The organism is Rhodococcus sp. OK611 (assembly GCF_003050885.1).
Lineage (GTDB): Bacteria > Actinomycetota > Actinomycetes > Mycobacteriales > Mycobacteriaceae > Rhodococcus_G > Rhodococcus_G oryzae.
Genome location: NZ_QAOZ01000007.1, coordinates 1 through 12,306, shown reverse-complemented (window position 1 = coordinate 12,306; position 12,306 = coordinate 1). Strand labels below are relative to the sequence as shown.

Genomic DNA, 12,306 nt, shown 5'->3' with positions numbered 1-12,306 from the left:
CCGGCCGGTGTCGGCCGCCAGGTTTTCGCGTCAGGATTCGGTGCCGGGTGAGTAGCTTTGGGCCCAGCGCGAACATCGGAGGAGTCATGAGCGGTGACTTGAGGGCCTGGGAACGGCGTGGGCGCCACCTCGAGGTCGACGGGAACCGGATCTTCGTCGTCGAGATAGGGGAGGGCACCGGCGCTCCGCTCGTGATGGTGCACGGGTTTCCCGGCTCGTCGCACGACTTCGCCGAGGTGGCGGAGCGGCTCGGGTCCGGTCGGCGGGTGGTGCTGCTCGACCTGCTGGGGTTCGGGCTGTCCGACAAGCCGACCTCGGCCCGCTACTCGCTGTTCGAGCAGGCGGACCTGGTGGAGGCCGTGCTCGGCCGGTTGGGTATCGGCCGCTGCGTGCTGATCGCCCACGACATGGGGGACACCGTGGTGGCCGAGCTGATGTACCGCCACAATCTCGGTGTCCTCGGGTTCGTTCCCGAGCAGGTCATCCTGACCAACGGCTCGATCTTCATCGACCTCGCGCAGCTGACGTCCGGCCAGCGCGCGATGCTGCGCCTGCCCGCGCGGGCGCTGCCCTTCTCACCCCCGCATTGGCTGCTGGCCCGCGCGATCGACCGCAGCTTCTCGCCGCGCGCGCCCGCTCCGGCCGGCGCCATCGACGCCCTGATCGAGGCCATCGAGCGCAACGGCGGCGGGCGGCTGCTGCCCCGCCAGAACCGCTACATTCTCGAGCGCCGGGCGCATCAGGATCGGTGGACGGCGGGGCTGGTGGAGTACCCGGAGCCGTTGGCGCTGATCTGGGGCGAGTGCGACCCCATCGCCGTCCCCGAGATGCCCGCGCGGTTGCTCGAGCTGCGCCCCGACGCCGCGGTGACCGGGCTACCCGGCATCGGGCACTGGCCGCAGCTCGAGGCGCCGGACCGGCTCGCCGAGCTGATCGGGCAACGCCTGGGCTGACCGGGTGAGCGCGGGCGGTCCGGGATTGTCCCCGCATCGTGGGACACTTTCCTGGTGAGGTTGTACCGGGACCACGCGGTGGTGTTGCGCCAGCACAAGCTGGGCGAGGCCGACCGCATCGTCACCCTGCTGACCCGCCAGCACGGGCTGGTGCGGGCGGTGGCCAAGGGTGTGCGCCGCACCAAGTCCAAGTTCGGTGCCCGGCTGGAGCCGTTCGCGCACATCGACGTGCAGCTCTACCCCGGCCGCAACCTCGACATCGTCACCCAGGTGCAGACCCTGGATGCCTTCGCCGGGGACATCGTCGACGACTACGGCCGGTACACCACCGCCTGCGCGGTGCTCGAGACCGCGGAACGGCTCGCGGGCGAGGAGCGGGCCCCGGCCCTGCGGCTGCACCAGCTCACCGTCGGCGCATTGCGCGCGGTGGGGGAGCAGGCCAGGCCACCCGAGCTGATCCTCGACGCGTTCCTGTTGCGGGCCATGGGTTTCGCCGGCTGGGCGCCCGCGCTGGAGGAGTGCGCGCGGTGCGCAGCACCCGGCCCGCATCGGGCCTTCCACGTGGCCGCGGGCGGGGCGGTCTGCGTGCACTGCCGACCGCCTGGCTCGGCGACACCCTCCCCTGGCGTGCTCGACCTGATGGACGCGCTCGCGCGCGGCGAGTGGGCGAACACCGAGACCGTCACGGCCGCGGTCCGCGCGCAGGCCAGCGGGCTGGTCGCCGCGCACCTGCAGTGGCACCTCGAGCGTCAGCTGCGCACCCTGCCGTTGATCGAGCGCTCACGCCCGCACGCCGCGGCCGAGGTGGATACCGCGGATCCGCGGGCGGTGGCGGGGCCACCCCGTCCGGTCGGGCAGGATGGTGACCGTGATTCGACGACGCGAACCGCAAGCTCCGCCTAACCGCGTGATCCGGCCCCCGGCCCCCCACCCCTCCGGCGCCAGGGCGCCGATCCTGCAGCCCGAGCTGATCCCGCGGCACGTCGCGTTGGTGATGGACGGCAACGGCCGCTGGGCCCAGGAGCGGGGCCTGCCGCGCACCGCGGGTCACGAGCGCGGCGAGGCGGTGCTGATGGACACCCTCGAGGGCTGCATCGAGATCGGCGTGAAGTGGCTCTCGGCGTACGCGTTCTCCACCGAGAACTGGAAGCGCAGTCCCGAGGAGGTGAAGTTCCTGATGGGCTTCAACCGGGACGTGATCCGGCGTCGGCGCGACGAGATGCACGAGATGGGTGTGCGGGTGCGCTGGGCGGGGCGCAGGCCGAGGCTGTGGGCCAGCGTCATCAAGGAGCTCGAGGTCGCCGAGGAGCTGACCAAGCACAACACCACGATGACCCTGACGATGTGCGTGAACTACGGCGGCCGCGCCGAGATCGCCGACGCGGCACGGGAGATCGCGCGTCGGGTGGCGGCGGGCGAGCTGAACCCGGAGAAGGTGACCGAGGCGACCGTCGCGAAGTATCTCGACGAGCCCGACATGCCGGACGTGGACCTGTTCCTGCGACCTTCGGGTGAGCTGCGCACGTCGAACTTCCTGATCTGGCAGTCCGCCTATGCGGAGATGGTGTTCCAGGAGAAGCTGTTTCCGGACTTCGACCGCCGCGACCTGTGGGCCGCGTGCGTCGAGTATGCGTCGCGCGACCGAAGGTTCGGAGGAGTGAAGTGACGGACGCCGGGACCGCCGAGCAGCTGCAGGTCCGCGCCCGTGACGCGCTCGCGCATTTCGTGGAGGTGCGCGAATCCGACGACGGGTCATTGGGTTTCGAGTACGCGGGGGCGCTGTGCTCGCTGCGGGCGGTGAACCTCGCGCCCGGGCTCGACGTGCTGTCGGTGACCGCCGTGCTGGCCTGGGACCGTCCGGTCAAGCCCGCGCTGCACAAGAAGGTCGCCGAGAAGAACTCGATGATGCAGTTCGGGTCGATCACAGTGATCACCCGCGGCAAGCTGGCCGACGTGATCCTGCGCTACACCTTCCCGGCCGCCGGGCTCGAGGACGAGGCGCTCACCACGATGCTGCTGCTGGTGCTCTCGGGCGCGGATCAGGGTCGGCAGGGGTTGCTGCCCTAGCCGCCGCGCTCAGGTGCGCGATCGGGATCCACTCGTCACCGATGTGCGCGCTTGGATTCACGGGCCGCGTTCTTGGCGGAGCGTGCGATGCTCTTGAGTTCGTCACGGGTGAAACCGAGATGGCGGGCGGAGCGCATCCAGGTGTAGAGGTCCGAAGCCGCCCGATGCTGGCCGAGCCGCGAGTAGCAGGCCGCCAGGTCGAAGGCGGACTTGCGGGCTCGCTCGGCGACCTCGGGATCGGGGAAGGCACCCGCGATGTCCAGGATCATCCGGTGGGCGTTGCTCGTCTCGTGCAGGCGGCCGAGACCGGTCAGGAGTAGCGCCTTGTTGCGCAGTGTCTTGACACGGCGGAGCCGGCGTTCCGCGGAGTCGACGGACAGGTCGTGGACTGCGAGGACGTGGTCGTAGGCGGTGATCGCGGCGACCGGGTCGCCCAGATCGTCGATCAGAACGGCGCGGTTGTAGGCGGCCACTTCGCGGGCGCTCACGATGTCGCCGTCGGTCGATCCGTCGGCGAGCCGTCCGAGCGCCTCGTAGGCCTCGATCGCGGCACGCTCCTCGCCGAGTCGGGCGAGCGCGATGCCGAGCCTCAGGTGGCCACGCGCGTGTACCCGCCGTGCGCGGGTGTCGAGGCCGGGGCGGCGCAGGGCGGCACCGCGTGCGACGGCGACGAGTTCCTCCCACCGCCCGGCGTCGACCAACAGACCTCCGAGCACGTCCAGCGCCGCGAGCCCGAGCATGACGATGTTCTCGTCGGGGTCCGCACCGGTGTCGGCCGCAACCGCCGCGAGCAGCGTTTCGGCGTCCGCGCGTCGCCCCTCGTCGACCAGTCTGTCGGCCTCGTACAGCCGTTCGCGAAGATCGCGGTAGCGGGCCTCTCCCGCCGAGGCGGGGGCCGCATCGGTGGGGGAGGAGATCGCGAGGATCCGTTGATTCTCGGTCGCGAGGTCGACGGTGTCGCGGGTGTCCGGGTCGCCGCTGTCCGCGTGGTTCGTGACCAGGCCCCGCAGCAGGGTCGCCGCCAACTCGCGTTCGCCTCGTTCTGCCGCGCGTGTCGACTGAGTGAGGCGGCGCCGGGCGTCCAGGCGGCGGATGCGCACGTCTGGATCGGCGGCAAACAGATCCGCAAAGCGGTGCAGCGCATCATCGATCTCGGTCGGATCGAGCCCGGGTGACTGCCACACGGAGAAGAGTGAGTTGGCCGCCCACAGGCGGACGTCGGCGTCGGCGTCGTGGGCCGAGCGATTCACGGTGTCGCGGATGACACCGCGAGATTCGGCCAGTTCGCCTGCTTCCCGCAGGAGGCGTCCCCGCCAGTACATCGATTGGGCGATCGCGGCCGCGACGCCGGGCACGCCGGCGGCCCTGGCGTACCGGTGCGGCACCTGCTTCAGCACCTCGAGGGCATCGCCACGGCGGCCGATGTCGGCGAGTCGAAGCGCTCGGTCGACCATCGCCAGGGCGAGCGGCACAACAAGACGCTCGTCGGTCTCGTGCCCGGGGAATCGCGCTTCGAGCCGTTCGTAGAGCTGCACGGCCATCTCGGGGTCGCCGAGATGCGCGGTCACCTCGGCGAGTCGTGATGCCACGCGCGCCCGTGCCCCCGCCGTGACCGGGCTGGTATCGGTGCCGAACGCGCGGTCGGCGTGGGCGAGGATCTGTCGATCCACCGTCGTCACCGCGCCTGCGTCCTCGGGAACACCCCCGAGCACCCACCACAGGACCGCCTCACGCGCGTCCTCGGCGGCACAGGCGGCATAGCGGTCCACCAGTGCGGTCGAGTGTTCCACGGCGGCAAGGTCGCGCTCGGTGTCGGGAAGCCGCTCCAGCACCTGGTCGAGATGCCGGGCCTGTTCGGCGGCCGCCTCGAAGCCGGGATCGGCGACGGGCACATCGAGAGCACGCAGGCCGTGGGTAATCGCCACCGCCGCAGGCAATCCCCGGCTGATCTCGTCGTCGACCAGGCAGAGCGATGCGGCGTGCAGGAGCGCCCGCGCCGAGGGGAGTGGCTCGGCCTCGGCGATCACGCGGTGCATCAGCGTGATCGCGGACTCCGGGTCATCTCCGATGTCGTAGCGGATCTGTGCCGCCCGATAGAGCGCATTGATGCGCAGATGACGCAACCGCTCGTCGGATTCCGCGGTGAGCGTGAGCGCCAGCGTCTCGAGGCCGACCGCCACCCGATGGCGATCTCGTCCCAGGTGCCGCCGCAGGATCTCGGCGGTGAGCATTGCCTCCGCTCGGGCCTGCCGCACACCGAGCGGTTGATCGTCCCCGATGTGACGTGCTGCGAACGACTCCGCCGCTCGCAGCACATCGACCAGCACGATCGCGTCATCGAGCTCGTGCCGGTGGATCCACTCGATCGCCTCGAGCTCGGCGAGCGCGCGGGCCTCCCGGACGGTGTCGGCATCGAAGCCGTCCGTGAGCTCGGTCATCCTCGCGATGCGTCGCTCGAGGGCATCGCGTGGTTCGGACGGGGCTTCCAATCGGAGGAGCATCCCCGTCGCCTCGGCCACGGCTACTGCGTCCAGGTCCTCGGCGGCACGTCCCTGCGCATCCAGCGCCAGAGCCAGGATCGCGTGCGCCTGCTCCTGATCACCTACCTCGAGCAGCTCGCGCGCACGGCGCACGACATCACGAACCATTCTTCGATCCTTCCCTGGATGTCCCCAAAATCTATATGCCCCAGGAGCGCAGCGGAGTTGTGCGTCGCGAATGTCCGCTGACGCCGGGGCGCCGCTTTCGGGGATCGACGGGCGTAATATCTACGTATGAATGCAGATAATGCATATTGCCGGCGGCGGCTGCAGGACGACCAGGTCGACCTCGTCGTGGAGGTGTTCCGGATGCTGGCTGACGCCACCCGTGTGCACGTGTTGTGGGCCCTGGTCGATCGGGAATGCTCGGTCAACGAGCTGGCGGCGCACGTCGGCAAGCCGGCGCCGTCGGTGTCGCAGCACCTGGCGAAGCTGCGGATGGCGCGGCTGGTGCGGACGCGCCGCGAGGGCACGACGGTGTTCTATCGGCTCGAGAACGACCACGTGCGCCAGCTGGTGACCGACGCGGTGTTCAACGCCGAGCACGCCGGTCCTGGCATACCCGGACATCACCGCACCGACAGCGGGTTGCGGGTCCTGCACGCCGATGCCGCGGGGGAGGCGGCGGTCGGCGAGATCGGCGGCCCAGCATGACGCACGAACACCAGGAGGGTCACGTGCACGCGCACCGTGGCGGCTTTCGCTCCGCCGTGCGGGAGGTGTTCGTCCCGCACCGCCACGACGCGGCCGGCAACGTGGACGACGCGCTCGAATCGAGCGCGATAGGCATCCGGGCGGTCAAGGTCAGCCTGGTCGTGCTGGGTGTCACCGCACTCGTCCAGCTGTCGATCGTCGCGGTCTCGGGGTCGGTGGCGCTGTTGGCCGACACCATCCACAACTTCTCTGACGCGCTGACCGCCGTCCCGCTGTGGATCGCGTTCGCGCTGGGCAGGCGTGCCGCGACCCGCCGCTACACGTACGGGTTCGGCCGCGCCGAGGACCTGGCAGGCCTGTTCGTGCTCGCCATGATCGCGCTGTCCGCGCTGATCGCGGGGTACGAGGCCGTGCGTCGGCTGCTCGATCCGGTGCCGATCGAGCACCTCGCATGGGTGGCTGCGGCCGGGCTGGTCGGATTCATCGGCAACGAGCTCGTCGCGCTCTACCGGATCCGGGTCGGCAGGCAGATCGGATCCGCTGCCCTGGTCGCGGACGGCCTGCATGCACGCACGGACGGATTCACCTCGCTCGCAGTGCTGTTCGGCGCGGGAGGCGTCGCCCTCGGATTCCCGTTGGCCGACCCCATCGTGGGCCTGCTCATCACAGCCGCGATCCTGATCGTGCTCATCAGCGCCGCGCGCGAGGTGTTCGGTCGGTTGATGGACGGGGTCGATCCGGATCTGGTCGATGCCTGCGAGCGTGCGCTCGCCGCCGAGCCGGGGGTGGCGGGGGTCCGGAGCCTGAAGATGCGGTGGATCGGTCACCGGCTACACGCCGACGCCGAACTCGACATCGACGCCGGTACCAGTCTCGAGGACGCGCACCGGATCGCCCATCGAGCCGAACACGCACTCACCCAAGCGGTCCCGAAGGTCTCGACCGCCCTGGTGCACGCCTATCCCGCGCACCCGCTGACGCGGGTGTCCCGAGCGACAGGCGCGGAATCGAGCGGGCGCTAGGCGGAGCAGTTGCGGCAGGTACCGAAGATCTCGACGGTGTGGCTGACGTCGGTGAAGCCGTTCTCGTCGGCGATGGACTGCGACCACTGCTCGACAGTCGGGCCCTCGACCTCGACGGTGAACCCGCACGACCGGCACACCAGGTGGTGGTGATGGCCGGAGGAGCAGCGGCGGTACACCGACTCGCCGGTGTCGGTGCGCAGGACGTCGACGGTGCCGGCGTCGGCGAGGGTCTGCAGCGTCCGGTAGACCGTAGTCAGGCCGATGCCCTCGCCGCGCTTGCGCAGCTCGTCGTGCAGGTCCTGCGCGGAGCGGAACTCGTCGATCTCGTCGAGGAGTGCGGAGATCGCGCTGCGCTGCTTGGTGGCCCGCACGCCGACCACGACGGGGTTACGCCTGTCGTTCTTCTCGGTCACGGTCTCGGTCCTTCCTCGGCGTGGGCGACGGCGTCGATCACGATGTGGGCCAGGTGGTCGTCGACGAGGCGGTAGAACACCTCGCGGCCGTTGCGTTCGCCGCGCACGACGCCCGCCGACTTGAGCACCCGCAGGTGTTGGCTTATCAACGGCTGGGTGACGCCGAGCGCCTCGACGAGTTCGTGCACGCAGCGCTCCGCGTCGCGCAGCTGCAGCACGATCGCGATCCGCACGGGGGCGGCCAGGGCGCGCAGGATGTCGCCCGCCGCGCTCAGCGTGTCCTTGCTCGGCAGGGCGGCCGGCGGCCTGGAGCCGGACGGAACGTGTTCGACGGCGTGGAGATCGTCGGCATCGCTGATGCTCACCCCGCACCCACCTCCTCGTCGGATCCCGCGGCGGGCCCCGCTCGCCTTATTGCAAATCGATTCCATTTTGATATGCATGGATGCGCATGTCAAATGGGGAGATTTCGGTCGGCCCGACGGGGCAGATAGGCTGGGGCGCAGAAAACCGCACGTGACCGCAGCATCTATTACCCAGATGGAGAGCTCCCCAAGTGGCACCCAAGTCCATGATCGAGACCGTCGCCAACCTCGCGAAGCGCAGGGGGCTCGTCTACCCCTGCGGTGAGATCTACGGCGGTACCAAGTCTGCCTGGGACTACGGGCCGCTCGGCGTCGAGCTGAAGGAGAACATCAAGAGGCAGTGGTGGCGCAACATTGTCACCAGCCGCGACGACGTCGTCGGCCTCGACTCCTCGGTGATCCTCCCGCGCGAGGTGTGGGTCGCATCCGGCCACGTCGGGGTCTTCAACGACCCGCTCGTCGAGTGCCTGAACTGCCACAAGCGGCACCGCCAGGATCACCTGCAGGAGGCCTTCGCGGAGAAGAAGGGCCTCGACAATCCGGACGACGTGTCCATGGACCTCATCGTGTGCCCGGACTGCGGCACCGTCGGCCAGTGGACCGAGCCGCGCGACTTCAACATGATGCTCAAGACGCACCTCGGCCCCATCGAGACCGAGGAGGGGCTGCACTACCTGCGGCCCGAGACCGCGCAGGGCATCTTCGTCAACTTCGCCAATGTGCTCACCACCTCGCGCAAAAAGCCGCCGTTCGGTATCGCCCAGATCGGCAAGAGCTTCCGCAACGAGATCACGCCCGGCAACTTCATCTTCCGCACCCGCGAGTTCGAGCAGATGGAGATGGAGTTCTTCGTCAAGCCGGGCGAGGATGCGGAGTGGCACCAGTACTGGATCGACACCCGGCTCGCCTGGTACACCGACCTCGGCATCGACCCGGAGAACCTGCGTCTGTACGAGCACCCGGCCGACAAGCTCTCGCATTACTCGACCCGCACCGTCGACATCGAGTACCGCTTCCGGTTCCAGGGCAGCGAGTGGGGCGAGCTCGAGGGCGTCGCCAACCGCACCGACTTCGATCTCAAGACCCACTCGGAGCACTCGGGCACCGACCTGAACTACTTCGACCAGGCCAGCGGCGAGCGGTACACCCCGTACGTCATCGAGCCGGCAGCAGGCCTGACCCGCTCGCTGATGGCCTTCCTGGTCGACGCCTACTCCGAGGACGAGGCGCCCAACGCCAAGGGCGGCGTCGACAAGCGCACCGTACTGCGCCTTGACCGTCGCCTGGCCCCGGTCAAGGCCGCCGTGCTGCCGCTCAGCCGCAACGCCGACCTCACCCCCAAGGCCAAGGATCTCGCGGCGCTGCTGCGCAAGAACTGGAACGTCGAGTTCGACGATGCAGGCGCCATCGGCCGCCGTTACCGTCGCCAGGACGAGATCGGCACCCCGTTCTGCATCACGGTCGACTTCGACACCCTCGACGACCATGCGGTGACGATCCGCGAGCGCGACACCATGGAGCAGGAGCGGGTCTCGCTCGACAAGGTCGAGGGCTACCTGGCCCAGCGACTGATCGGCGCCTAGTCTTCTTCGGTGACCTAGTTTTCTGATGAAGGGGCTGTCCCCGGCCGAGCGGCCGGGGACAGCCCCTTCGCCGTTCTCGCTGGTCCACGATCGGCCTGCCATAATTTGCCAGGGGTAGTTTCGATCACACGAGACCACGACGGGACGTTCCATGACGACCTCCGTGAAGGGCAGGCTCGGGAACCTGCCGCTGGAATTGACCAGTTTCGTCGGTCGGCGCCGGGAGATCGCCGAGGCGAGGCGGTTGCTGGGTACCTCACGGTTGGTGACGTTGGCCGGCATCGGCGGGGTCGGCAAGACCAGGCTGGCGGTGCGGGTCGCCGCGGACTCGCGGCGGTCGTTCACCGACGGGGTCTGGTTTGTCGCGCTCGGCGACCTGCACGATCCTGCGTTGCTGCCTGAGGCGGTCGCCGCGGCGCTCGGGCTACCGGATCGGCCGGGAAGTTCGGAGTCCCGTCTGCTGGTCCATCATCTGTCCACCCGGCAGACCTTGTTGGTCCTGGACAACTGCGAGCATCTGCTCGGGGCAGTCGCGGATTTCGCGCAGGCACTGCTGCGATCGTGTCCGGAGCTGCGCATCCTGACCACGAGCCGAGAGCTCCTCGGGGTGCACGGAGAGCGGGTGCTGCGGGTGCCGCCGCTGACCGTTCCGGACGCGCAGCGGACCCCGCCGCTCGAGGCCATGCCCCAGTACGAGGCGGTGGCGCTGTTCGTCACGCGGGCCGCCGCCGCCCTGCCCGAGTTCGCGCTCACCGAGACCAATTGCGCTGCGGTGGCCGGGATCTGCAGCAGGGTGGACGGACTTCCGTTGGCCATCGAGCTGGCGGCGGTGCGGCTGCGGATGATGTCTGCCGAGCAGATCCTGCAACGCCTGACCGACCAGTACCAGCTGCTCACCGTTGGTTCCCGATCCGCGCCGACCCGTCTGCAGACGTTGCGGTCGTGTGTGGACTGGAGTTTCGAGTTGTGCACGGCGCGGGAGCGGGAGCTGTGGTCGTGGTTGTCGGTCTTCGTCGGTGGTTTCGAACTCGATGCGGCCGAGGGTATCTGCCCCGAGGAACAATCGTCCGGGGACCTGCTGGACGCGGTGGCGTCGCTGGTGGACAAGTCGATCCTGGTCCGTGAGGAGTGTGGGGACGTCGTGCGCTTCGGCATGGCCGAGACCATCCGCGACTACGGCCGAGAGAAGCTGAGTGAATCCGGCGACTTGTCCCGGGCGCAGCGGCAGCACCTCGGGTGGTACGAACGGCTGGTAGCGCAGGCGGCTACCGAGTGGATCGGCCCCCACCAGACCGATTGGATCGCTCGACTCGACCGGGAACAGTCGAACCTGCGGGAAGCACTGGCATTCAGCATGACCGAGCCGGTGATCGGCACCGATCCAGATGTCAATGTGCGCATCGTCAATGCCCTGTTTCTGTTCTGGACGTGCCGGGGCCTGTTGGCGGAAGCCCGGCATTGGATGGACATTTCCCTGTCGACCTCCGATACCGCGCAGGCGGCGGAACGACTGTCGACCTTGTTCGACGACGGGGTGTTGGCGGGGATGCAGGGTCAACTCGGCGACGCGACGACACGGGCGCAGCAGTGCTGCGCGCTCGCGGAGCAGCTGGGGGACGCGGAGTCGCTCGAGACAGCGAACTACGCCAGGGGTTACCTGGCAATGTTCAGGGGCGACCTCGCCGCGGCATACGAACCATTCCAGGCCGCCCTCGCCAGCGCGGGTGCGCACTTCGCGGCCGGGTCCGGCCCGGGTCGAACCGGGCTCCGAATCGCTCGACAGCTGGGCGCCCTCCTGGGCCTGGCACTCGCGAGCGGGCTTCTGGGGGACGAGGAGACGGCCGTCGCCTGTTACGAGCAGACGCTGGCGATCACCACCCCGCGCGGTGAGTCCTACTTCCGTGCGTACTCGTCATGGGCCCTCGGATTGACGGCGCTACGGACCGGCGACATCGACCGGGCAACAACCATGATGGAACAGGCAATGCGACTGAACCGGCAGGTCAACGACCCGCTCATGACGGGCTGGTGCCTGGAGTCGATGGCCTGGATCGCGATACGCGAAGACAAGCCGACTCGAGCGGCCGTCCTGATGGGCGCCGCCGAGACGCTCTCGCAGAGGGTGGGCACCGCCGCGGTGCCCCTTCCGTACATGCTCGGGAACCACGACGAATGCGTGCAACAGGCCCGTGATGCGCTCGGAAAGCGCTCCTACACTGAGGCATTCCGCACCGGTGCCGCCATGAGCCTCGAAGAATCCGTCGCGTACGCACTCGGGGACCGCCCCGCCGACCAGCCCCGGACGACACCGGTCGCCCCCGTGTTGACCCCGCGAGAAACCGAGGTGGCACAACTGGTCGCGGCAGGCCATCCGAACAAGGTGATCGCCTCGATGCTGGTCCTCTCACCCCGCACCGTCCAGGGCCATGTAGAACACATCCTGGCCAAGCTCGGGTTCACCTCCCGAACTCAGATCGTGGCCTGGGTCGCCGAGAATCACCGGTAGCCCAGGCCCTCGTCACCCGAATGTGGATCAGTTCCGTCGGAGACCACGCAGGCGTGCGGTCCGGGAGGGGGCGTTCCGGACCGCACGCCTGCGGTTCTTCAGCGTCCGGGTTCGGTCGCGTGAGGGGCGCGGCCGAGTGGTCCGGGTGCGTTCTTGGGTGGGGTCAGCCGATGCTGAAGGGCTGGCCCCAGAGGGTGACG

The 12,306-nt window shown here is 69.1% G+C and carries 11 protein-coding genes; 8 read left to right on the top strand and 3 right to left on the bottom strand.

What is annotated here, in order from left to right:
* Window positions 1-86: 86 nt before the first annotated feature.
* The 4 genes from C8K38_RS10025 to C8K38_RS10010 are packed head-to-tail and all read left to right on the top strand — an operon-like array spanning window position 87 to window position 3,020.
* Window positions 87-953, top strand: coding sequence for an alpha/beta fold hydrolase (locus tag C8K38_RS10025; RefSeq protein ID WP_097211365.1), 867 nt, complete (start codon window positions 87-89; stop codon window positions 951-953).
* A 54-nt stretch (window positions 954-1,007) separates the two neighbouring features.
* Window positions 1,008-1,856: a DNA repair protein RecO gene (gene recO, locus C8K38_RS10020; protein WP_097211364.1), complete on the top strand. Its 849-nt coding sequence runs from the start codon at window positions 1,008-1,010 to the stop codon at window positions 1,854-1,856.
* A complete protein-coding gene (locus C8K38_RS10015; protein ID WP_097211363.1) occupies window positions 1,813-2,619 on the top strand; it encodes an isoprenyl transferase in 807 nt (268 codons plus the stop codon). Before recO ends, C8K38_RS10015 begins: the two co-directional genes overlap by 44 nt.
* Entirely contained in the window at window positions 2,616-3,020 is a 405-nt protein-coding gene (locus C8K38_RS10010; protein WP_097211362.1) for a hypothetical protein, read from the top strand. Before C8K38_RS10015 ends, C8K38_RS10010 begins: the two co-directional genes overlap by 4 nt.
* A 35-nt stretch (window positions 3,021-3,055) precedes the next feature.
* On the opposite strand, the gene C8K38_RS10005 is transcribed toward C8K38_RS10010, so the two are convergent.
* A complete protein-coding gene (locus tag C8K38_RS10005; RefSeq protein ID WP_097211361.1) occupies window positions 3,056-5,668 on the bottom strand; it encodes a hypothetical protein in 2,613 nt (870 codons plus the stop codon).
* Between the two features lie 126 nt (window positions 5,669-5,794).
* On the opposite strand from C8K38_RS10005, the gene C8K38_RS10000 reads away from it, so the two are divergent.
* Together C8K38_RS10000 and C8K38_RS09995 are read left to right on the top strand one after the other, a co-directional pair.
* Entirely contained in the window at window positions 5,795-6,214 is a 420-nt protein-coding gene (locus tag C8K38_RS10000) for an ArsR/SmtB family transcription factor (protein WP_097211360.1), read from the top strand.
* Window positions 6,211-7,236 carry a cation diffusion facilitator family transporter gene (locus C8K38_RS09995; protein ID WP_097211359.1) on the top strand — a complete coding sequence of 342 codons (1,026 nt, stop codon included), beginning with the start codon at window positions 6,211-6,213 and terminating at the stop codon, window positions 7,234-7,236. Before C8K38_RS10000 ends, C8K38_RS09995 begins: the two co-directional genes overlap by 4 nt.
* Here C8K38_RS09995 and C8K38_RS09990 read toward each other — a convergent pair.
* Together C8K38_RS09990 and C8K38_RS09985 are read right to left on the bottom strand one after the other, a co-directional pair.
* Window positions 7,233-7,652: a Fur family transcriptional regulator gene (locus tag C8K38_RS09990; protein ID WP_072753901.1), complete on the bottom strand. Its 420-nt coding sequence runs from the start codon at window positions 7,650-7,652 to the stop codon at window positions 7,233-7,235. The two genes, C8K38_RS09995 and C8K38_RS09990, sit on opposite strands and share 4 nt — an antisense overlap.
* Window positions 7,649-8,017: an ArsR/SmtB family transcription factor gene (locus tag C8K38_RS09985; protein WP_257017393.1), complete on the bottom strand. Its 369-nt coding sequence runs from the start codon at window positions 8,015-8,017 to the stop codon at window positions 7,649-7,651. The genes C8K38_RS09990 and C8K38_RS09985 overlap by 4 nt, the downstream gene beginning before the upstream one ends.
* A 191-nt stretch (window positions 8,018-8,208) precedes the next feature.
* Between C8K38_RS09985 and C8K38_RS09980 the strand changes: the two genes are divergently transcribed.
* Both C8K38_RS09980 and C8K38_RS09975 read left to right on the top strand, forming a co-directional pair.
* Window positions 8,209-9,600 (top strand): glycine--tRNA ligase, encoded by a 1,392-nt coding sequence (locus C8K38_RS09980; protein WP_097211357.1) that lies wholly within the window; start codon window positions 8,209-8,211, stop codon window positions 9,598-9,600.
* Window positions 9,601-9,751: 151 nt separating this feature from the next.
* A complete protein-coding gene (locus C8K38_RS09975; protein ID WP_097211356.1) occupies window positions 9,752-12,106 on the top strand; it encodes an ATP-binding protein in 2,355 nt (784 codons plus the stop codon).
* The last annotated feature ends 200 nt before the right edge of the window (window positions 12,107-12,306 follow it).